Annotated in this window: 20 protein-coding genes; 14 read left to right on the top strand and 6 right to left on the bottom strand. The window is 46.2% G+C overall.

Annotation, left to right across the window (positions count from 1 at the left end):
• Positions 1 to 115 precede the first annotated feature (115 nt).
• From KHS38_RS16080 to pdeM, 6 genes are all read left to right on the top strand, one after another.
• Positions 116 to 1,504 carry a LutB/LldF family L-lactate oxidation iron-sulfur protein gene (locus KHS38_RS16080; RefSeq protein WP_213489565.1) on the top strand — a complete coding sequence of 463 codons (1,389 nt, stop codon included), beginning with the start codon at positions 116 to 118 and terminating at the stop codon, positions 1,502 to 1,504.
• 5 nt (positions 1,505 to 1,509) lie between these two features.
• Positions 1,510 to 2,088: a dihydrofolate reductase family protein gene (locus tag KHS38_RS16085; RefSeq protein ID WP_213489566.1), complete on the top strand. Its 579-nt coding sequence runs from the start codon at positions 1,510 to 1,512 to the stop codon at positions 2,086 to 2,088.
• 102 nt (positions 2,089 to 2,190) lie between these two features.
• Entirely contained in the window at positions 2,191 to 3,516 is a 1,326-nt protein-coding gene (locus tag KHS38_RS16090; protein WP_213489567.1) for an APC family permease, read from the top strand.
• A gap of 19 nt (positions 3,517 to 3,535) precedes the next feature.
• Positions 3,536 to 4,213: a hypothetical protein gene (locus KHS38_RS16095; RefSeq protein ID WP_213489568.1), complete on the top strand. Its 678-nt coding sequence runs from the start codon at positions 3,536 to 3,538 to the stop codon at positions 4,211 to 4,213.
• A gap of 71 nt (positions 4,214 to 4,284) precedes the next feature.
• Positions 4,285 to 4,830 (top strand): YciE/YciF ferroxidase family protein, encoded by a 546-nt coding sequence (locus tag KHS38_RS16100; RefSeq protein WP_213489569.1) that lies wholly within the window; start codon positions 4,285 to 4,287, stop codon positions 4,828 to 4,830.
• Between the two features lie 83 nt (positions 4,831 to 4,913).
• Positions 4,914 to 5,570, top strand: a complete 657-nt coding sequence (gene pdeM, locus KHS38_RS16105) for a ligase-associated DNA damage response endonuclease PdeM (protein WP_213489570.1) — start codon at positions 4,914 to 4,916, stop codon at positions 5,568 to 5,570.
• A gap of 72 nt (positions 5,571 to 5,642) precedes the next feature.
• On the opposite strand, the gene KHS38_RS16110 is transcribed toward pdeM, so the two are convergent.
• The gene (locus KHS38_RS16110) at positions 5,643 to 6,782 is read right to left on the bottom strand and encodes a TlpA family protein disulfide reductase (RefSeq protein ID WP_213489571.1); all 1,140 of its coding nucleotides are present in this window, start codon (positions 6,780 to 6,782) and stop codon (positions 5,643 to 5,645) included.
• A gap of 173 nt (positions 6,783 to 6,955) precedes the next feature.
• Here KHS38_RS16110 and KHS38_RS16115 point away from each other — a divergent pair, with 173 nt between their 5' ends.
• The 3 genes from KHS38_RS16115 to KHS38_RS16125 all read left to right on the top strand — a co-directional run bounded on the left by KHS38_RS16115 (position 6,956) and on the right by KHS38_RS16125 (position 10,599).
• A complete protein-coding gene (locus tag KHS38_RS16115; protein WP_213489572.1) occupies positions 6,956 to 7,741 on the top strand; it encodes a succinate dehydrogenase cytochrome b subunit in 786 nt (261 codons plus the stop codon).
• Between the two features lie 32 nt (positions 7,742 to 7,773).
• Complete coding sequence (locus tag KHS38_RS16120; RefSeq protein ID WP_213489573.1) at positions 7,774 to 9,708, top strand: fumarate reductase/succinate dehydrogenase flavoprotein subunit; 1,935 nt, start codon at positions 7,774 to 7,776, stop codon at positions 9,706 to 9,708.
• Between the two features lie 93 nt (positions 9,709 to 9,801).
• Positions 9,802 to 10,599 (top strand): succinate dehydrogenase/fumarate reductase iron-sulfur subunit, encoded by a 798-nt coding sequence (locus tag KHS38_RS16125; protein WP_249665429.1) that lies wholly within the window; start codon positions 9,802 to 9,804, stop codon positions 10,597 to 10,599.
• 460 nt (positions 10,600 to 11,059) lie between these two features.
• Here the strand turns inward: KHS38_RS16125 and KHS38_RS16130 are convergent, their stop codons facing one another.
• The 4 genes from KHS38_RS16130 to KHS38_RS16145 form a co-directional block, all read right to left on the bottom strand.
• On the bottom strand, positions 11,060 to 13,561 hold the full coding sequence (locus KHS38_RS16130) for a TonB-dependent receptor (RefSeq protein ID WP_213489574.1): 2,502 nt from the start codon (positions 13,559 to 13,561) through the stop codon (positions 11,060 to 11,062).
• Positions 13,562 to 13,677: 116 nt separating this feature from the next.
• The gene (locus tag KHS38_RS16135) at positions 13,678 to 14,166 is read right to left on the bottom strand and encodes a TlpA family protein disulfide reductase (RefSeq protein WP_213489575.1); all 489 of its coding nucleotides are present in this window, start codon (positions 14,164 to 14,166) and stop codon (positions 13,678 to 13,680) included.
• A 1-nt stretch (position 14,167) separates the two neighbouring features.
• Positions 14,168 to 15,196: a Gfo/Idh/MocA family oxidoreductase gene (locus tag KHS38_RS16140; RefSeq protein WP_213489576.1), complete on the bottom strand. Its 1,029-nt coding sequence runs from the start codon at positions 15,194 to 15,196 to the stop codon at positions 14,168 to 14,170.
• Between the two features lie 123 nt (positions 15,197 to 15,319).
• A complete protein-coding gene (locus KHS38_RS16145; RefSeq protein WP_213489577.1) occupies positions 15,320 to 15,910 on the bottom strand; it encodes a DUF4142 domain-containing protein in 591 nt (196 codons plus the stop codon).
• A gap of 143 nt (positions 15,911 to 16,053) precedes the next feature.
• Here KHS38_RS16145 and gcvH point away from each other — a divergent pair, with 143 nt between their 5' ends.
• The 5 genes from gcvH to KHS38_RS16170 all read left to right on the top strand — a co-directional run bounded on the left by gcvH (position 16,054) and on the right by KHS38_RS16170 (position 20,030).
• On the top strand, positions 16,054 to 16,434 hold the full coding sequence (gcvH, locus tag KHS38_RS16150) for a glycine cleavage system protein GcvH (RefSeq protein ID WP_213489578.1): 381 nt from the start codon (positions 16,054 to 16,056) through the stop codon (positions 16,432 to 16,434).
• On the top strand, positions 16,434 to 16,823 hold the full coding sequence (locus KHS38_RS16155; protein ID WP_213489579.1) for a VanZ family protein: 390 nt from the start codon (positions 16,434 to 16,436) through the stop codon (positions 16,821 to 16,823). Before gcvH ends, KHS38_RS16155 begins: the two co-directional genes overlap by 1 nt.
• 214 nt (positions 16,824 to 17,037) lie before the next feature.
• A complete protein-coding gene (locus KHS38_RS16160; RefSeq protein ID WP_213489580.1) occupies positions 17,038 to 17,256 on the top strand; it encodes a FeoA family protein in 219 nt (72 codons plus the stop codon).
• Positions 17,257 to 17,264: 8 nt separating this feature from the next.
• Complete coding sequence (gene feoB / locus KHS38_RS16165) at positions 17,265 to 19,379, top strand: ferrous iron transport protein B (protein WP_213489581.1); 2,115 nt, start codon at positions 17,265 to 17,267, stop codon at positions 19,377 to 19,379.
• A gap of 36 nt (positions 19,380 to 19,415) precedes the next feature.
• On the top strand, positions 19,416 to 20,030 hold the full coding sequence (locus KHS38_RS16170; RefSeq protein WP_213489582.1) for a SprT-like domain-containing protein: 615 nt from the start codon (positions 19,416 to 19,418) through the stop codon (positions 20,028 to 20,030).
• Between the two features lie 46 nt (positions 20,031 to 20,076).
• On the opposite strand, the gene KHS38_RS16175 is transcribed toward KHS38_RS16170, so the two are convergent.
• On the bottom strand, positions 20,077 to 22,494 hold the full coding sequence (locus tag KHS38_RS16175; RefSeq protein ID WP_213489583.1) for a S9 family peptidase: 2,418 nt from the start codon (positions 22,492 to 22,494) through the stop codon (positions 20,077 to 20,079).
• Positions 22,495 to 22,559: the final 65 nt, after the last annotated feature.

The raw sequence follows: 22,559 nt of genomic DNA on the forward strand, positions 1-22,559 counted from the left end.
ATCCTAAATCAGGATAGCGCTTTTTTTGTTAACTGAACTCGTCATAGCTTGTAACTTCGCCTCGAAACAACAACTATGGATTATCAACTCAAGAAAAAACATTAATTTCGCCTTTATGGGAAGCACTGCCGAAAAGTTTTTAGCGGATTCAGAAGAGAAAGCATTTGATCAGGACCATCGCCGTATCATTAACTTTAATATGGGCCGTTATCATGCATCGGCAACCCGTGGCATTAACAGATTAACCAACCTGGAAAATGCCAAGCGTAAGGCGCACGTGAGCAAATGGCGGGTGATGGAAAACCTCGACAAATTTTTACTTGAATTTGAGGCCAACTTTCAGCGCCGTGGTGGTAAGGTGATCTGGGCTAATGATGTGGAAGAAGCCCAGCAGGAGATATTAAGTATTATTCAGCGCAGTGGTGGCCGCAAGGTGGTAAAATCAAAAACCATGGCTACGGAGGAAATTCATTTGAATGAGTTCCTGGAAAAAAACAACATCGAGTCGCTGGAGACCGATCTGGGCGAATACATTGTGCAGCTACTGGGCCAAAAGCCTTATCATATTGTAACGCCGGCCATGCACCTTTCCAAAGAAGATATAGCCCGCCTGTTTAACGAAAAGTTCGGTACCCCGATAGATGCCACACCCGAGCAGCTTACCCTCAAAGCCCGTGAACTGCTGCGCGAAAAGTACCTGCAGGCCGATGTGGGTATTAGTGGCGCTAACTTTTTAATTGCTGATACCGGCAGTATTGCATTGAGCGAAAATGAAGGTAATACCCGTTTGTGTACTACCTTTCCTAAAATACATATTGCGGTAGTCGGTATCGAAAAAATGATACCCTCCATTGCCGATCTGGATCTGTACTGGCCGCTACTGTCCACTCATGGTACGGGGCAAAACCTTACCGTATATAATACCATTTTGAGCGGTCCGCGCCAGGCCGATGAAACTGATGGCCCAGAGGAAATGTATGTGGTACTGCTGGATAATGGGCGTACTAATGTACTGGCCCAAAAGGATCAGCGCCAGGCTTTGTATTGCATCCGTTGCGGAGCTTGTTTAAATGCCTGCCCCATATACCAAAATGTAGGTGGCCATACGTATAACACTACCTACAGCGGCCCTATAGGTTCGGTAATTACACCGCACATGAAGGGTATGGAAGAGTTTAAGCACTTGAGCTATGCCTCCAGCCTATGTGGGCGTTGTACCGAGGTTTGCCCGGTAAAAATTGACCTGCATAAAATGCTGCTGCTTAACCGGCGCGATGCGGTGAAAGAAGGTTTAACTCCAAAATTGGAGCAGTGGGGATGGGCCGGCTGGAAAAAGGCCATGCTGAGCCGTAAGATTACCGATTTTTTTGGTGGTAAAACAAAGAATTTCCTGATGCAGCTTTTCTTTAAAAAAGCCTGGGGCAAGTATCGCGAAATGCCCGAAGTTGCCGAAAAATCATTTGCACAGCGCTGGGCCGAAGAGCAAAATAAAAAAGAAGACTAAGCCCGATGAGAAAAGTTATCCTGAACCTGGCCGTAAGCCTAGATGGTTTTATTGAAGACGCTAACGGCGCTTACGATTGGTGCTTTACTGACCAGGACTATGGCATGTCGGAGTTTTTCAGCAATACGGATACGATTTTCATCGGCCGGAAAAGTTTTGAACTCATTACCGGTATGGAGGATGAGTACTTTCCGGCTATTCAAAAGATATACGTATTTTCTGATACCCTGCAGGTAACCCTACACCCAAAGGTTGAAGTACTTAACCGTGATAATTGGGAAACCAAAGTTCGGGAACTGATTAATACCGACGGGCCGGATATATGGCTGTTTGGCGGAGCTGGCCTGGTGTCTTCCTTTTTGCAGAAACGTTTACTCACGGAGCTGTTGCTATCCGTGCACCCGGTGATATTGGGTGGCGGCAAGCCGCTTTTTAAGGATTTAAAAGAGCGGGTAAACCTCCTACTTACCGATACACAAACTTATGATTCGGGATTGGTGCAATTGCGTTATGTACTGAAACCGGTATTCGATTACAGTATTTTAAAAACCGATTACACCCACTCGGGAGAGGAAAGCGATTAACATAAAACTGTTTTATTGCGCTGCTTGGTGCATGTAAGCTAATTGCATATTTTATAGCAACGCTTTTACCCGAAGCCATCACATACAGGCCTATCACTTTTTATGCAACAAACCGGCATCCAAAAAAAAGTACGCCCTTTACAACTTATTGCCATCATCTTTTTCACGGTATCAGGCGGGCCATACGGCTTGGAACCGCTATTGAGCTATGCCGGCGAACATGCGGCTTTGCTGGTGTTGCTAATTACGCCATTGCTGTGGGACGTACCTGCCATCCTGACGGTGCTTGAACTGAACAGCATGCGGCCGGTAACCGGCGGCTATTACCAATGGGTAAAGCATGGCCTTGGCCGTAAGCTGGGCTTTTTTGAAGGCTGGTGGACGTGGATATACACTTTCGTTGACTTGGCTATTTACCCGGTATTGTTTGTGGAGTATGCCTCGTTTTTCTTTCCGGGCTTGCAGGCCTATAAAATACCGGTTTGCCTGGCTATCATCTGGGCTTCGGCCGGTTTAAATATATGGGGCATTATGCAGGTTGGCCGGGCATCCATGCTGTTAAGTGTACTGGTACTATTGCCGCTTATTATTTTGTTTATTGTGGCCGCTATGCACCATCAGGGTAGTTACAGCTTACCAGCACCGGGTTTGCACGGGGTAGGTTTCCCATCCTTAAGTATGGCACTGTATACCGTAATGTGGAACTGCTTGGGTTGGGACAATGTTACTACTTATGCACAAGAGGTTGAAAAGCCCGTACGTTCCTATTTGTTTTCGGTAACGGTAGCCTTTATACTGGTTATGGTAGTGTATACGCTGGCTATAGTTACTGCACAGCAATCCGGTATTAGTGCAGCTGCTTTTAACAATGAAGGTTTCCCGGCACTGGGCATGCGGATGGCGGGGTATTGGCTTGGTGCGCTTTTAGCTGCCGGCGGTATGGCCAGTACGCTGGGTATTTACGCTGCAGTTTTGTTATCCGTATCGCGCGTGCCAAAAGTTATGGCGGATGACGGATTATTACCCGCTATGCTCAATCGCACGCATCCGCGGTTCAAAACACCTTATGTATCTATCATAATATGCTCTGTAGTAGTTAGCCTGATGGTGCTGTGGTCATTTGCCGAGCTGTTGATTATCGATGTTACAGTTTATGGCGCAGGGCTGGCGCTGGAGTATGCAACGCTCATCAGGTTGCGTATCAAGGAGCCGCATGTTATCCGCCCTTTTAAAATACCACTAGGTACAGCCGGGCTATACCTGCTGTTACTGCTACCTGCAAGCGTATACCTGGTGGCACTGGCCGGTGCTTTTATATCCGAAGGGCAAGGCATTAAACCGGCCCTGTTTGCGCTCGGCGCACTGGCTACGGCAGAGGTAGCATGGCGTGTGGTGGTATGGCGTAAACCATTGCTCAAAAATTTTTAATTACAGCTATATTTGCGTCATGAAAAACCTTATCTACAGTTTGGCCGCCTTGTGCATGCTGCTGTTTGCATATAGTTCGGCAAGTGCACAATTTAATAGTCCGTTCAATAGGCCGTTCAATACCCCATTCAATGGTATGCCTCCCATAAGAGTTCCTCCAAACAGAAATATGCACGTCATCACGATCAGAGAAAGTGGCTTTTATCATGTTGCTGGTGGAGGGATTTCATATAGGTTTGAAGTTGAAATGAAAAACGGGAAAAAATTAAAAGTTAGCTCCCCCATATATACCGACACAGTTCGAAAGGCTACTTATTTAATTGTGCCTCGTGATTATGGCCTACCTAATGCCTACAAAGATCCTGAGAAGAGAATATACTGCAGGGAAACCAAAAGTATAGGCAGTGGTATAGCAACAGATAGCTGCTGGCTTTTTAAAGTTATTGAAGGTAAAATTAATGCTTACGGCCCTTTACCAGATGTTGACGTAAATGAATGTTTATTTGCCATACAGGCGGGTGATGGCCCAATTAAACAATTTACCGTACAGGCATTGGAAGAAATGATTAAGGATGATGCAGATGCTTGGAAGTACTTAAAAAAGAAGAAGTTCTCTGATGCTATTGGTACCTACAATTACAATCAGAAACGTAAGCAGGAGGAAGAGGAATATGCGGAAGCGACAAAAGGCTATTAACAAATGTTAACAATTAATTAAAACCTGTAAGCTGCCATCGTGTTAATCTCTTACATAAAACATCTACCATTATGGCAACTACAAAAGCAAAAAAAACAGAAAATACGGAGAACGTTGAAGAGTCGGCATTAAAAGAATTATTTGTTGACGAGTTAAAGGATATTTACTGGGCTGAAAAGCACCTGTCAAAAGCCTTGGTAAAATTAGCCAAAGCAGCTACTTCTGAAGAACTGCGTGCCGCATTGGAAACGCACAAAGAAGAAACTGACAATCAGGTAGCACGCCTGGAGCAGGTTTTTGAACTTATCGAAGAAAAAGCATCAGCTAAAAAGTGTGATGCGATGGAAGGTTTGATCAAAGAATCAGAAAGCATTGTTGAAGATACAGAAGACGGCAGCATGACCCGTGATGCCGGTATTATTTCAGCTGCTCAAAAATCAGAGCATTACGAAATTGCATCATACGGTACCCTGCGTACTTTAGCTAACACTTTGGGCTATACTGAAGCGGCTAAATTACTGGATGAAACTTTGGCCGAAGAAAAGAAAACTGACGACCTGTTAACCCAGTTAGCAGAAAGCGCTATCAATGTAACTGCTAAAGGCGAAAAAGCATAAGTAGCGTACAACTAATAATTTTAGCAAAAAGTCTGGCTGAATGAAGCCGGACTTTTTGTTTTTTATTAACTTTGCATTTACCGATGAGTGCAGGGTTGAACTTTAATTTATTGGGGCAGGAGCTGCTTTTACTGCCCGAAAAAGCCATTTACTGGCAGCAGCAAAAAGCCTTGATTGTAGCCGATGTGCATTTGGGTAAGGTTGGCCATTTCCGCAAATCGGGTTTTGCGGTACCGGCGCAGCTGGCCGGTGATGATCTGGTTTGCCTAACCCGCCTGATTGATAAGTGCCATCCTGAAAAGATATGGTTTCTGGGCGATTTGTTCCACAGCGATATGAATGCCGACTGGGATGCCTTTGCCGCTTGGCGCCGCCAGTATGATCACATCCAAATGCAGCTCATTGTAGGTAATCACGATATCATCGACGAAAAGCATTACCACGAGCTGGATATCTCCACGCACGATGAGTTGCAGGTAGGGCCTTTCTTAATGCTGCACCACCCGCAAAATTGCGATAGCCTTAATCAGCATAATCAATACGTGTTTTGTGGGCATATTCACCCCGGCGTAAAGCTGGTAGGGCGGGGCCGCCAGTCGGTTACGTTGCCATGCTTTGCTTTTGGTGAGCGACAGGTTATATTACCATCCTTCGGCAAGTTTACCGGCCAGGTATCCGTACGCCATGAGCGCACGGATAAAGTATTTGGGGTGTTAAAGGATCGGGTGATTGAGGTTTGATTGGTAAGAGAAAAGCCTGCGCTACTTTGTGTCAATGCTCAATCAGATTTACCATCAATCGGCGTATAAATATTAATGCTTCTTCACGTAGCTATCAATCGTAAACAGCAAGCGGTTATAATCCACATTGCGCTCAATGATATGCCATTGACTGTCTACTAAGTAATAAGATGGGATGGTAGTAATCATCCAATTTTTGGCATTTTCCGATTCGTCGCCTTTCAGGTCGGCGTACTGCGGCCAGGTCATGTTATCATCGGTAATGGCCTTGGTCCACCATTCGCGCTTGCTGTCTAACGATACGCTGATGATGCCGAACTGCCTGGCGTTCTTGTCTTTTTGCAATACATTAATCATGTCCTGGTGATTTACACGGCTCACCTGGTTGGCCGCCCGCCAAAAATCAATAATGTAACCTTTTTTGTTCAGGCCGGCTTTACTGAAAGGCTTGCCATCGGGTGTGTTACCTGCAATGGATGGCGCCTCGGCACCGGGTACCAGTTTAACCAGGCGTTGCAGTTTAGCGCCCAGCTCTTTACCATCATCAGTATTTTTGGCGGCAGCGCTTAGCTTTTGATAAATGTCGTTATACGCAACCGGGTCAACATCTACCTCCAGCTTGCTCATTAAATGGGCGGATGCCACGCTTTGCGGGTTTTTGCTTACAAAGGTTTTAAAGGCATTGATCTTAGCCTCTTCTTCGGCATCCTGTGCGGCATTCACCTTATCAATCAGGGCAATATATTCGTTTTTAGTTAGGGTAGTGGCCTTTTTACTGTTAAGCAGGGCCTCTGCTTTTAAGCGGTTCTCGTGCGAGGTAGCTACTACCTGCTCATAAATTTCATAATAAGCCGAAAGCTCTTTCTGTATGGATGATGAAGAAGTGATTTTAGGATAATGATCCAGCCGTGCCGCATCTGCTGCAATGGTATAAGCGCCCGACTCAAGATAAACCTCAAAATTGTTAGCCTCTTTACTGCCGTTTTTATTGATGGATAGCGTGCCGTAACCGGGGTTGTCCAGCTGGGCATCTACTTTAACGTTTCCGTTGTTTATATTTTCGGCTACAATGGTGGAGTCGGCAGCATCTTTCAAAAAGAAAGTTGCATCCGTAAGGCCGGCAATATTGCCGTTAAAAGTAACATGTGCAGGTTTGGTACAACCGGTAGCGGCCAGCAATGCGGCAGCCAAAAAAGTGTAATTGAATTTCATAAAAAGCGAATAAGGCTATGGTGACGAAGATAAAGGTTTCATTAAACAATAGTGTATGGGTGCAATCGATTTTAGAATGTTTCTAAATAGACAATTCCGTGACTATTGCGCCAAACTCGTGTTATCTTTTGGGTTATTATAAATATTTTTGCCTGATTTTAAATAATTATATAATGAGTGAATTAAAACAAACCTTTAACTCGTCGCTGGGAAAAAAGCTGATCATGGCTTTAACGGGCTTGTTTCTGTGTGTCTTTTTGATTGTACACCTGGGTGGTAACCTGCTGTTGTTCAAGCATGATAACGGTTACAGTTTTAATATGTATGCCAACTTCCTGACGCATTTTCCGCCGATTGAGGTTATTGCCTACATTTTGTACCTGTGCATTATCGTGCATGCTATCTACGCCTACATTTTAACCACCAACAACCGTCATGCCCGCCCGGTTGATTATGCGGTGCATACCAAATCGCCGGTGTCTTTTTCATCAAAAAACATGGGCCTGCTGGGTTCAATTTTATTGGTGTTCATTGTGATTCACATGGGCGATTTCTGGTACAAGTACAAGTTTACCCACAGCGTAGGCTACAAAGAGTACAGAACCAACCTGCTAACCAACCAAACCACCGTAACTGACTTTACACCGCAAACTGCTGATTTTGAACATTCGCAATCATTTGATGGTGATACCGAAATCATCCGGGTTAAAGATTTGCATAGCCGCATTGTTGCCAGCTTCAGTATCTGGTGGTATGTGTTAATCTATGTAATATCTATGGTGGCCTTATCGTTCCACTTAGTGCATGGTTTCCAGAGCGCGTTCCATACTTTTGGTTGGGTTCACCGTAAATACAAACCTATTTACGAGTTTATAGGTACCTGGCTGTTTGCCGTTATCATTCCGCTTGGTTTTGCCGCCATGCCAATCGTTTATTTTATTCAGAGTTTAAATAAATAAGCTGTACAGCTTACTAAATAAATATCATTCACATGATTTTAGATGCTAAAATTCCGCAAGGCCCATTAGCCGAAAAATGGAGCAAGCATAAATTCAATTTAAAGCTGGTTAACCCTGCCAACAAACGTAAATACAATGTTATCGTTGTAGGTACAGGTTTGGCCGGCGCGTCAGCAGCAGCATCATTGGCTGAGTTGGGTTATAATGTAACCGCTTTCTGCTTTCAGGATAGCCCACGCCGTGCACACTCTATTGCTGCACAGGGTGGTATCAATGCTGCCAAAAACTACCGTAACGACGGTGATAGTGTTTACCGTTTATTTTACGATACCATTAAAGGTGGTGACTACCGTGCCCGCGAAGGAAACGTTTACCGCCTTGCCGAAGTTTCTGTAAATATTATTGACCAGTGCGTGGCACAAGGTGTTCCATTTGCCCGCGAGTACGGCGGTTTGCTGGATAACCGTTCATTCGGTGGTGCGCAGGTATCGCGTACTTTCTACGCCCGTGGCCAAACAGGACAACAATTACTGTTAGGTGCTTACTCAGCACTTAACCGCCAGATACACGAGGGTAAAGTGAAAATGTATACCCGCACCGAAATGCTGGACGTTGTTGTTGTTGACGGCCAAGCCAAAGGTATTGTTACCCGTAACTTAAAAACCGGCGAAATTGAAACCCATGCAGGCCATGCCGTATTGCTGTGTACCGGTGGTTACAGCAACGTGTTCTACCTGTCAACCAACGCAGCTGGTTCAAACGTAACTGCAGCATGGCGCGCGCACAAACGCGGTGCTTTGTTTGCAAACCCTTGCTATACTCAAATTCACCCTACCTGTATCCCGGTAACCGGTACACACCAGTCAAAACTTACGCTGATGTCTGAATCATTGCGTAACGACGGCCGTGTGTGGGCACCAAAAACCGTAGAGGTTGCACAAAGACTGCGCAAAGGCGAAATTCGTATAGAAGACGTTAAAGAAGAAGATCGCGATTACTTCCTGGAACGTAAATACCCATCATTCGGTAACCTGGTACCGCGCGACGTGGCTTCACGTAACGCTAAGGAAATGGTTGACGATGGCCGTGGTGTAGGTGGTTCAGGTATCGCTGTTTTCCTTGATTTCCGCGATGCAATTGAGCGTTTGGGCGAAGATGCTGTAAAAGCTAAATACGGTAACTTGTTTGATATGTACTATCAGATTACTGATGAGAACCCATACAAACAGCCAATGCGTATTTACCCTGCGGTTCACTATACCATGGGTGGTCTTTGGGTTGATTATAACCTGAGCACCAACGTACCTGGTTTATATGCTTTAGGTGAGGCTAACTTTTCTGACCACGGCGCTAATCGCTTAGGTGCATCTGCACTGATGCAGGGCTTGGCCGACGGTTATTTTGTTATTCCTTACACCCTGGGCGATTACCTGGCTACCATCGGACCAAAGCCGGTTGATACCACTCACCCTGCTTTTGCGCAAACCAAGAAAGAAGTAGAAGCGCATGTAGCCCGTTTACTGGCACTGAAAGGTAACAAAACCACTACCGAATACCATCGCGAACTGGGCCACATTATGTGGGAGTACTGCGGTATGGCACGTACAGAAGAAGGCTTGAAAAAGGCCCGTGTACTAATTCAGGAACTGAAAGATGATTTCTGGAAAAACGCCATTGTAGTAGGTAAAAACGAAGAGATCAACAATGCGCTGGAGCGTGCCGGTCGTGTGGCCGACTTTATCGAGCTGGGCGCCCTGATGGTGGAAGATGCCTTGCATCGTCGCGAATCATGCGGTGGCCACTTCCGTTTGGAATCTCAAACAGAAGAAGGTGAAGCCCTGCGCCACGATGATGAGTACGCCTACGTTGCAGCCTGGGAATTTAAAGGTGAAAACCAACCCGAGGAACTGCACAAGGAAGAACTGGTGTTTGAAAATGTTAAGTTAACACAAAGAAGCTATAAGTAATAGAAGCAAGAACCAAGAGCCAAGAACCAAGACTTAGTAAGCATGGTTCATCTTGGTTCTTGTTTCTTGGCTCTTGACTCTAATTTCATAAATATGAGTAACGCAAACGGAACAATGAATTTGACGCTGAAAGTATGGCGTCAGCCAAATGCACAAACTGCTGGTAAGTTTGAAACATATAAGGCCGAGAACATATCGCCTGATATGTCTTTCCTGGAGATGCTGGATGTAGTGAATGAGAGCATTATTCATACTAAGCAAGATCCGATTCACTTTGACCACGATTGCCGCGAAGGTATTTGCGGTATGTGCTCATTATATATCAACGGCCGTCCGCACGGGCCAAAACGTGCTATCACCACCTGCCAGCTGCACATGCGTAGCTTTACTGATGGTGAAACCATCACTATTGAGCCATGGAGAGCTAAAGCTTTCCCGGTAATTAAAGACTTAGCGGTTGACCGTTCTGCTTTTGACCGTATTCAGCAAGCTGGTGGTTACATTTCGGTAAATACCGGTGGTGTACCTGATGCCAACGAGATCCCGATCCCGAAGGTAATTGCTGATGAGGCTTTCAACTCGGCTACCTGTATTCAGTGCGGTGCTTGCGTAGCAGCTTGTAAAAATGCTTCGGCTATGCTGTTCACCTCGGCTAAAATCACCCAGCTGGCGCTGTTGCCGCAAGGCCAGCCAGAGCGTTACCGCCGTGTACAAAGCATGGTGGCGCAAATGGATGCCGAAGGCTTTGGTAGCTGTACCAACACCGGTGCTTGTGAGGCCGAATGCCCGAAAGAGATAACATTGACCAACATTGCCCACATGAACTTCGATTTCTTCAGCGCGAAATTATTCCGCGAAGAAGAAGTACATGCTGAAAACCATGGTGGTTAATTAGTATCACGATACATGAAATAGAAAAGGCTTAAGAGAAATCTTAAGCCTTTTCTATTTTATCGTTTTCATCTATTCTCCCTACATACACTACTCATCGTCATGCTGAACTTGTTTCAGCATCCCACCGGACAAGTTAACTATAGGAAAGGCAAACGTGCCTCGAGCGATCTTAGAAATTTGCCATGGAAGCTATAGCGTGGTCATCCCATCTATGCTTAATATTATCTTCCTTACTCTGATAAAAGAAAACTACTGACAAGATCGTGTCACGAGTATAAATACCTGTACCAAACTGTTCCGGGTGTTCCGCTCTGTACCACTTATGCAAAAAGGCGTTTGCATGCTGCAAACGCCTTTTTAGCTGTACTAAAGTGTACCACCTGTACCGGAGTGTACCGGTTTGTTCCGCTTTGTGCCACTTCAAAAGTGGTACACCCGGGCGTGGTTATCATATAAATTACATACGCACATTAGGACCGCCCTGGCCGCCGCCCATATCATCAGGGCTGCCATTTTGGTCCTGCTGGCTGCCTTTGCGCTGGCGTTTAGGCTCTGAACTGCCGCCAAAGCGGTAGGACAGGGTAAACAAAATAGCCCGCGTAGCAAACCGGCGTTCAGATACCGAAGTGTATGGAATTCGCTGATTGGTATTGTTAATGATAGAACCGAATTTACGGGTATTAAATACATCGCGCACGTTCATGCTGGCATTCAAAGTTTTGGTGATATCATAGCGTAAACCGCCATCCAGGCCATACATGGGCTTACTGTACCCCTGCGCTATTACCTGCTTGCCCTGATAGTCGCCACGCAATTGTATGCCCAGCTTTTTAACCGGTTTAATGTTAGCCGTTAAGTTGCCGTTAAAAGCATAACCCGAGGTAGACTGTACACCAACCGACGGATCGCCATTGATGTTACGGTAGTATACATTCACGTTGGCCGTAATATCCCATAGTTGCGATGGCGACAGCTTGGCAATTAACTCATAACCTGCATTAGAAGCGTTTTTGATGTTTTGAAACTGGGTTAAGGTTGTAACCGAATCCAGCGCCAGGCGTACCTGCTGAATGTTATCATTGGTTAAGCGGTAATACACAGATGAGGTGAGCGTAAGCGCTTTCCAGTAGTTGATGTAACTCAGCTCAAATGAGTGGGTATCCTCTGGCAGCAGGCTCGGGTTACCCTGCTGGAAGTTCAGCGGGTCGCTCCGGTCCAGGAACGGCGACAGCTGCCTGTCACGCGGACGGCTTACCCGGCGGGTATAGCTCAATTGTAAAGTTTGGTTCTCCGTCAGTTTATCGGTCAGGAAAACGCTTGGATACACCCTCAAATAATCCTGTTTAAAGCGTTGTACCTGCGCTGTATCGGTAAGGCGGGTACGTATATGCGCATCTTCCAGTCGTAAGCCTACCTGTACGCCAAAATCGCCAAACTGCCGTTGGTAGTTGGTATACAAAGCATGTACCTGCTCCTGATAGTTAAAAATGTTGGATTGCATATTGTTACGTGTATACACCCCGCTTGATGCCAGCGTGTCTACCCGGTAATCGTTATTGTTGTTGTTGAAGGTGCTGCGGTACCCGGCTTCCAGCTTGCTGGTTTTGGACAAGGGTAGGGTGTAATCGGCCTGTAAGTTCCAGTTACGCTGTTTGCCATTGGTGTAGTTATTCTGCTCAAAAACTCTTGAGCGGTTATCGGTCAAAAAGCTATAGGTAGTTTTCAGGTTATCGGTACTGTTTTCCTTTTCTGATGAGTAACCCACGTTGGCTGTCAATTCTTCGCCTTGCTTCTTAAACTTGTGACTAAAATCGGCATTCACATCCAGGTTGTTGCCATCGTTGTACGATTGGTTGTTCTGCCCTACCGTTTGACTTAAAACCCCCAGCGGGCGTATGTTGGTGCTGCCATCCTGAAAACGGTCGCGCGAGCGCACGTTTAAGTTGCCTGATAAGCTCACAACCGTTTTAGGGTCCAGGTTATAATCAATACCGGCACGTATGTTATGCGAGTTGAATTTAAAAGTTTGGTTGGATATCTGGTCCTGATAGCTGGCGCTATCTGTACCCGGATACGTGATCCGGCTGTTTGAGCCATTGCCTATACGGTTGGCCCGGCGGTAGCTGTAATTGGTAAATACGTTTACTTTACCGGTTTGGTAGGCCAAATTCAGGTTGCCGTTCAGTGAGTTTTGATTACCTACCGATGCCGATGCCGAGCCGTTAAAGCCCACCTGCGCATTCTTTTTAAGGATGATGTTGATGATACCTGATTGCCCTTCTGCATCGTACTTAGATGATGGGTTGGTAATCACCTCGATGTTTTCAATAGCACTGGCCGGTATGGATTGCAGTATATCGCTCACACTACCGCCTGATATAGCTGAGGGCTTGCCGTTAACCAGCACCCGTACGTTGCTGGAACCGCGTAAGCTCACATTACCCTCCACATCTACCTGTATGGATGGCACGTTGCCCAGCAGATCGGTAGCCGAACCGCCCTGGCTCACCAGGCTCTGGTCAACACTGAATACTTTTTTATCTGTACTTAGTTTAATCTGGCTTTTCTGCCCGCTTATCACTACCTCTTTTAACAAGCTGGATTTGGAGGCGCGCATTTTAACGGTGCCTAACTGTATAGTTGATTTATTGTCGCTAATGCGGATGCTGTCTTTCATGTAGGTAAGGTAGCCTACAAAGCTGATGCGCAGCAGGTAATAGCCATTGCTGATATTGGTGAGTTTAAAATTACCGTCAAGGTCGGTTTGCATGCCTTTCACCGGCTTGTTATCGGCCTTGTTAACCAGGCTAACGCTGGCAAAATCGAGCGGTTTGCTGGTGGCAGCATCAATCAGCTTGCCTGATATTGTACCGTTGCCGGCAGGGCTTTGAGCAACAGCGTTAACAGCTGTTAAAAACAGAAGAGCAAATAGTAACTTGGTATATACCCGAAAATTCATCCGGCAAAAATCCGGCATTTGTAAGTTACATGCACTAAGGTACATGTAACTTTATTGATAGTGTGTAGCCTACAGAGGTAATTTTTTTATTACCAATATGAAACGGAGAGTGCCGGTTAGTTTAGCTTTTTTACCACAGCAATTAGTTCTTCCACCTTTGGCTGTTTAGGGAAGTCTTTCACCCAGTTACCTTTTTTATCGTAAATAACCACGTAAGGGGTGGTTTTTACATCATAATAGCGTTGTACGGTATAAGTGTACCCCTCAGTACCCACGGTAATGTTCGGGTAACGGGATATGCCAAAGTCGCGGTAAAAACCTTTAATCATGGGGTAGGAGGTAAAGGTGGCCATTACAATCTGTACATCGGCAAATTCCTTCATTTTGGGTTGCATCTCGTATATCAGGCGCTGGCAGTGGCCGCAGTCTGGCGAAAAATAGATCAGCATCACCGGCTTGTTCTTTTTCAATTGTGCCGGCGTTACGTATACGCTGTCGGTATTCAATAAGCGGTATGAAACCAGCTTTTTAGTTTTGGTGCTTTGGGCCTGTGTGCAGCCGGCTATTACAATGAGGCTTAAAAAAATGAATAGTAATTTTTTCATATCAGTTAGTTGCAGAGGCTTGCAGCAATTCCAGCTGCCATGCAATGTGTTCATGCGTTATGGGGTATAATGCGCCGTTAGTAAGGGTTTGGTAAACGGCTTCAAATAAGTGGGTATAATTGCCCTGATGGACAGGTATCAGTTCTGTTTGCTTTTGATTATTAATATCCATAATGGTCAGGCGGCCTTCGCAGCCTTCGGGCTCCTGTCCGTAAGCGGCATCTGTTGGCAGCAGGCCATTATCCAGCTGTGTTTCCTGTACATCGCAACGCGATTTGATATAGCTGCCCGCCGTGCCATGCACCACAAAGGATGGTAGCGGATCGGCCACCAGCAGGCTGGCGGTTACATAAACATTGAGCTGGTGCGGATAGCTCAGTTGATAACTGAAATAATCAGCAACTTCTGATGCGGGGCGGTGCGAAGCGGTTACTTTATGGTAAGCCAAAGGTCTGCCAAATAAGCTGATGATCTGATCCAGCAAGTGCGGGCCCAAATCATATACCAGGCCGTTTGCCTCATTCTTGCCGGTTTCTTTAAATAGTTTAGCGCTCAAAACAGGGCGATAGCGGTCAAAGCGGAAATGCACCTCAATCAGGTTGCCCAGCCGGCCGCTCTCAATCACCTCTTTTACCGATAGGAAATCACTATCCCAGCGGCGGTTTTGATAAATAAACAGGTGGCGGTTTGCCTGACTGGCCAAATCCTGTAGTTCCCTAAACTGCGGTAAGGTTGCAGTTGCTGGTTTTTCAATCAATACATGCTTGCCGGCCAGCAGGGCTTGCCTGGCATGCGCATAGTGCAGGTTGTTGGGCGTATTTACAACCACTAAATCAATTTCGGCATCGTTCAAAAGCTCGTCGATGCTGTTGTAGCTAATGATATCCGGGTATTGCAGTGCCGCTTTCTTTTCATGCCGTTCGGTTACGGCCTTTAACTTAAAGCCAGGATGCGTACTTAAAAACGGACCATGAAAAACACGTCCCGACATGCCGTACGATAATAAACCGGTTACTACAGGTGATGACATATATACAATTATAACAATTTACCACCGGGTACAATAACCGGCAAACGCAATTAAAACAGATTTTACAAAAAAAGGATCAGCCGTTGGGCCAATCCTTTTTATATAACGCTTTTTCAGCTATTCTTATTTCATGTTTTTCTGAAGCGCATCAATGTTTTCTTTGTGCATTTTAAGCACAGGCAAAGTTTTTGTAGCGAATGATTTTAATTCCGCATCCTTTGCATCGGTTGATGCTTTTTCGAACAATTTTACGTCTTTGTCGTGGTCAGTTACCATGGCATCAACATAACCTTTGTCAAACTCGGCGCCTGATTTTTTGCTCAGGTCGTCCATTACTTTTTGCTGGTCTGCACCTACGGTAGTAGGCAGGGTGATGTTTTTGGTTTTTGCCAAATCCATCAGCTCAGTGTTTGCTTTAGTGTGATCTTTAATCATCATGGCAGCAAACTCTTTTACTTTAGGGTTGGTTGCTTTGGTTTCGGCCAGTTTAGCCAGCTCAACTTCGGCCATGCCGCCGTTAGCTGCCTCAACGGCAAATTTTGAATCGTCGCTATCAACACCTATGCCACCGGTTGCAGCAGCGTTGGTTGATGTATCTTTAGTATAGTTGGCGCTATCGGCGTTAGCCTTGCTATCGTTCGATGCACCGCTGTTACATGCCTGGAATGTTAATGCGGCAGAGGCAATCAGTACTCCGGAAAATAATTTTTTCATAGTAGTTGTTTCAATATGGTTTAAAATTGATAACAATGTAAGGCCCTTATGGTTTTGTTTTGGTGATAATGCGCTATTTAGATAGTAAATTTGTACTAAACTTAAACGTTTTACTATTTTTGGGCACCAATAAAAAAGACGATATGAATTTTCCAGCCGAATTGAAATACACCAAAGATCACGAGTGGATCAGAGTTGAAGGTAACGAAGCCTACATTGGCATCACCGAGTTTGCACAGCGCGAACTGGGCGACATCGTGTACATCGATATCACCACTGTTGGTCAGGAAGTAAGCAAAGATGATGTGTTTGGCACTGTAGAAGCTGTTAAAACAGTTTCAGATTTGTTTATGCCGGTAACTGCTACCGTGCTGGAACTTAATCCGGCACTGGATACCCAGCCAGAGCTGGTAAACACCGATCCGTATGGCGATGGCTGGATGGTAAAAGTGAGCCTGAATGACGCTGCCGGTGTTGAAGGCTTATTATCAGCGGCAGACTACCAATCCTTAGTAGGCGCTTAATGAAATTATTTTTCAAATACCAAAAGCTCACATTATTGTGGGCTTTATTTGTTTTGGTGCTTTGCAACATGTCGTTAGGCGAGGTGGCCCAATCGCCCAGCTTTTTTCCTGGGTTTGATAAACTGGTGCATTGCGGCTTCTTTTTTGTGTTTACCACTTTGGCCTGCAATGGAATTATCAGGCAGCGTGGAACTTTAAGCTACTGGAATGCGTTTAAGGTACTGATAATAGCTATAGCCTTCGGCGCTTTGATTGAAATTTTGCAATCGCTGATTTTTACCTGGCGCAGCGGCGACTGGAACGATCTGTTTGCTGATACCGTAGGCGTATGTATGGCTATGTTTAGTGTATTGATAACGGTTTTAGCCATTAGAAATGAAAAAGCTTAAGTTTTTGAGTGTGTTGTTGATGAGTGTAGCGCTATCCTCTTGCGGAATTTTTAAAAAAGATTGCCACTGTCCGCATTTTGGCCAAGTTAAAACGTATACGCCGGTGCAGGGCAGGGCCTGATCATGCTTGGTCTGTTGCTTTAAGAAATGACAGAAAGGAAACATCTTCTTATTTGGATTTGTTTTAAATAAGCCCTATGTTTGCTGTCTATATATGAAGAAGCTCTCGCAACTGGAAATAGGTAAAAAAGCAATCATTAAAGAGTTTACCGATCTGGAAATGTCGGTAAAGTTGATGGAAATGGGCTGCCTTCCTGGTGAAGAAATCCGGGTTGAGCGTGTTGCCCCGCTTGGTGATCCTATTGCTGTAAATGTGTCTGGCTACATGCTGAGCCTACGCAAGCAAGAGGCTTCTACCATTATTTTACAGTAATTTGAACGTTGAAGGCTGAGATCAGAGTTGCGCTTGTAGGGAACCCCAACACCGGTAAATCCACACTATTTAACCTGCTAACCGGTTTAAATCAAAAGATAGGAAACTTTCCGGGAGTTACGGTTGATAAAAAGACCGGCTACTGCAACCTGCCCGATAATCGCCGGGCGCAAATTATTGACCTGCCGGGTACTTACAGCCTGTACCCCAAAAGCCGCGACGAGTCTATCGTTTTCTCCGTACTGGCCGATCGTGACAGCGAATTGAATCCCGATCTTATTGTTGTTATACTGGATGCTTCGAACCTGAAGCGTAATTTGCTTTTATATACGCAGGTGGCCGATTTGAAAATACCGGTTATTGTTGCCCTTAACATGATGGATGTGGCCAACAAAGAAGGCATCACCATTGATGTAAATGGCTTATCTAAAAAACTGGGTGTACCGGTTATGCCAATTTCGGCCCGCCGTAACGAAGGTATTGATGAGCTGAAAAAACAAATATCCTACGCCAATCAATTTGCCCTGCAACAGGATACTATCGACATTAAAGCCCTCGCGCCGCAATTGATTGACAGTATTGGCGAGGAAATGCAGGTGGACAATCCTTATTATGCGCTGCAACTGGCTCATCAGCACGAAACACTGAAGTTTTTGTCGCCCGATGAGAGTAGCCGTATCGAAGAACTGGAACTGCAGCACAGTTTCCACTCCCAAAAGGCGCAGGCTACCGAAACTATTGCCCGTTACAATTACATCAACGATTTGCTGTATGATACCGTTACCAAAAAGGCAACGGCTCATGAAGAGAATACCAGCAACCGGATCGATAAAGTTTTAACCCACCGGGTGTTTGGCTTTGTTATATTTTTTGCCATCCTGCTGTTTATGTTCCAGGCCATATTTTCGTGGTCGGAATACCCGATGGCGCTGATTGAGCAGCTCTTTATCTGGGCGCAGGAGGGGGTGCACAAATTGCTGCCGGCTGGCCCGCTTACTGATTTACTGGCCGATGGCGTTATTGCCGGGTTGAGCGGTGTACTGGTATTTATACCGCAGATTGCCATTTTGTTTGCCTTTATATCCATACTGGAAGACACCGGCTACATGGCCCGTGTTACCTTTATGATGGATAAGATAATGCGTAAGGTGGGGCTAAACGGCAAATCGGTGGTGCCATTAATAGGTGGTTTTGCTTGTGCCGTGCCATCCATCATGAGTACCCGTACCATCGAAAACTGGAAAGACCGAATGATAACCATCATGGTTACGCCGCTTATTACCTGCTCGGCCCGTTTACCGGTTTATACCTTATTGATTGCCCTGGTGGTGCCTAACCGTAATGTATGGTGGGTATTTAACCTGCAGGGGCTGGCCCTAACGGCTATGTATCTGCTTAGCTTGGTATCAGCCATTGTGGTAGCCTGGGTAATGAAACACATTTTAAAGGCGCGCGAACGTGGTTACTTCATTATGGAGCTGCCCGTGTACCGCATGCCACGGTGGAACAACGTACTGTTAACCATGTTTGACCGGGCCAAGACTTTCGTGCTCGAAGCCGGTAAGGTTATCATCGCTGTTTCGGTTATTTTATGGGTACTGGCATCTTACGGGCCGGGCGATCGCTTTAACCAGATCGAAAAAAAATATAACCAACCGCAATACGGGCAAAAAATGAAGCCCAGTGAAATCGAGCACGCCATTGCTTCCGAAAAGCTGGAAAGCTCCTACGCAGGCTACCTGGGTCATGCTATAGAACCCGCTATCCGCCCGCTGGGCTTTGATTGGAAAATAGGTATTGCGCTGGTTACCTCGTTTGCCGCCCGCGAAGTATTTGTGGGTACTATGGCTACCATTTACAGTGTAGACGGTAACGCTGATGAGATACAAACGGTGAAAGAAAAGATGGGCAACGCCCGAAATGCCAATACCGGACAGCCTGCATTTACATTGGCTGTGGCGCTATCTTTAATGATGTTTTATGCGTTTGCCATGCAGTGCGCCAGTACCGTGGCCGTGGTATACCGCGAAACCAAAGATTGGCGCTGGCCTTTTGTGCAGTTTGTTTACATGACGGTTTTGGCTTACCTGGCCAGCTTTATTACCTACCAACTACTGAAATAAACAAGCCTGCTGCTTATATTTGTGCTGAGGTAATTTGTGGATAAAGTAAAAGTTTTAGAGAAGTACCTGCCCGCCGAGGCCGCACCCCTGATTGGCCGCTGGATAGATCATTTCAAATGCGAATTCAAAATATCGCGTAGCCGCAACAGCAAGTTTGGCGACTATCGCCCGCCGTTTGCTGGCAAGGGGCACCGCATATCCGTTAATCACAACTTAAACCCATATGCGTTTCTGGTAACCACCGTGCATGAGTTTGCACACTTATACACCTGGAACCAGCACCAGCAAAAGGTAAAACCGCATGGTACCGAATGGAAAGATAATTTCAAAAAGATGATGCAGCCGTTTTTTGAGAAGCAGGTTTTTCCGCCCGATATTACCAGCGCTATTGTTAATTACCTGAATAATCCGGCTGCCTCCAGTTGCTCGGATCTAAACCTATATCGCTCGCTTCGCCGCTATGATCCTGTATCGACTACGGCAACTACGGTTGAAAAGCTGCCGTCCAAAGCGGTATTTAAAATTAAGGACGGGCGTGTATTCCGTAAAGAAGAGCAGCTGCGCAAACGCTTTAAATGTATCGAAATAAGCACCCGCCGGGTTTATCTCTTCAGCCCCGTAGCCGAGGTGGAGCTAATAGAGGTTCAGTAACTTAAAAAGCCCTCCCCGGAAGGGGGAGGGTTGGCATGGGCTGCCTTTATTTCAACGTTTCTTCAAACAGCTTAAATATTCGTTTATACTCATCCGTCCAGCTGCTGGGCTGTACAAAGCCGTGGTCTTCTACCGGGTACGATGCAAGTTCCCAGTTTTCTTTATGCAGTTCAATCAGCTTTTGGGTAAGCCGGATGATGTCCTGGTAGTTTACGTTCACATCTACCATGCCGTGGCACATCAGCAACCGGCCTTTTAAGCCGTTTGCAAAATTAATGGGCGAACTTTGCTGATAAGCTTTCTCATCATTAAAAGGTTCGTTGAGGATGTTGGCGGTATAGCCATGATTGTAATGTGCCCAATCGGTCACCGAGCGCAGTGCCGCGCCCGATGCAAATACATCAGGTTGGGTAAACAGGCCCATCAGCGTCATAAAACCGCCGTATGAGCCGCCGTACATGCCAACATGCTGCGGGTTAACACCATATTTTTCAACCAAAAACTTTACGCCGTCTACCTGATCGTCCAGATCCTTGCCACCCATATGGCGGTAAATGCCGGTACGCCAGTTGCGGCCATAGCCTGCACTGCCAGTATAGTCAATATCAATTACGGTATAACCGTTATCGGCCAGCATGTTGTTAAACATAAACTCGCGGAAATAGGAGCTCCACCAGTAATGCACGTTTTGCAGGTAACCGGCACCATGCACAAATACCACGGACGGGTGGGTAGCTGCTGGCGTTTTGGGTGCATATACGCGCGCATACACCGTGCTGCCATAGCGGTTTTTAAAGGTTACCATCTCCGGTTCGCGCCAAGGGTACGAGTTAAATTCGGCAGTGGTTGAAGTGGTAATCTTTTTAGCCTTTGCCCCCGGCTTATTGGGCTGTAAATACAGCTCCCAGGGTTTGTTGGCGTAAGAATAGCGTATAGCCAGCCATTTTTCATCGGGTGATAGCTCCACCTCGTTGCCGCCTTTCAGGCTGGTTAGCTTTACGGGCTGACCGCCGTTTACTGGCAGGCTGTAAAAATGCGATATGCCCGGATGCTCCATGTTGCCGGTAAAGTAAAAGGTCTTTTTATCGTTGGATAGCTGCAGGCCGCTCACTTCCCAATTACCGCGGGTAAGCTGCTTTTTAATGCCTGTATTTACATCAACCACATAAAGGTGCGAGTAGCCGGTAGCTTCGCTCTGATAGTAGAAGTGCGTGTTATCTACCCAGCCAACGCTACCGCCTGAATAGCTGCCGCCTATGCCAGGGCCGGCAATCCAAGCCTCGTCGCGCTGGCGATCCAGCAGGGTAAGCTGCCCGGTTAAGGGGTTCAGCTTCATAATCCAGCGGTCTTTATTATCCTGAGCGTTTACTACCACAACAGCCTGTTTGCCATCTTCGCTCCAGTAAGGACCCTGCACAATCACCTTGCGGTCTTCGTTCAGTTTGGTGCGGCTTTCCTGTGCTGCGGGGTAATCTTTCAGGTAGTCGGGCTGGTCTTTAATGCCCGGTATTTCTTTGGTGGATAGGGCATAAACCGTATCGAGTTGCCTGTCGAACACGTACGATTTGGACGAGGGCTGTGGGCTGCCCACCTTGGTGCGGTTCGGGATATCCTCGGTATAGCCCGATGCGGTTACATAGCTTGGCACTTGCGTGATTTTCGCTCCTTCGGCCATCGTAATCAGCCGATAAGTAACATACCGGCCATCGGGGCTCAACTGCACATAGCTTACCGACTGGTCGCCCACCGGTATTTCCTTCAATCGCTTAGGCTGCAGCGCACGGCGCTCAGATGCTGCAAATTGCTCGTCTTTTTCTTTCTGCCTGATTACCTCAAACAGCTCCGTTTGCTCTTTGCGCAACCATTGCTCCTGCGGGTCTCCCGAATTCAAGATTGCAGACTGCCCTCTGGCGCCGCTCTGTCGGTTGCCCCGCCCTGCAGATGGGAAAGACATACTGGCGGATAGGTGCGTAAAATTAGTAAGCTGCTGCAGTTCGCCGCCGTTCAGCTTAATACTGTACAGATTTTCGCTACGCATAAAAACAATGCGTGTTTCATCGCCATTAAAGGCGGGGTTGCTTTCCCGATCGGCGGTGTTGGTAAGCTGTATAACTTTACCTGCTTTAATATCGGAAAGGAACAGGTCGCCGTTCTGTTCAAATAGTTTCAATGAGTGTTTTTTATTCCAAACGCCATTGCCGGTTAAAGCCTTACGCTCCTGTAAAGTTATTTTTTGCGGTTGTGTGTTGCCGGTGGTTATACCGTATAGGCTGCTGCGTTCTGCTTTGTCGGGGTTCCAGGTAAAATATATCTTCTTGCTGTCATCACTCCAGCTAATGTTATCGGGCGAGGTCCCCATCCATTTTGGGTCGCTCATTATTTTTTCAATGGTTAGCTTTTCGAGCTTTTGCGCCTGGGTGCTTAGGCTGGCTGTAATCAAAAACAGGGTAAAGATTTTCTTCATATTTTGTACCGATGGGTAAGCGCCTTAAAGATAGTTGCATTTTTATAAGTAGCTAACATTCGCTT

Origin of the sequence: Mucilaginibacter sp. Bleaf8 (assembly GCF_018390515.1) — a bacterium.
In the GTDB taxonomy this organism is placed as follows: domain Bacteria; phylum Bacteroidota; class Bacteroidia; order Sphingobacteriales; family Sphingobacteriaceae; genus Mucilaginibacter.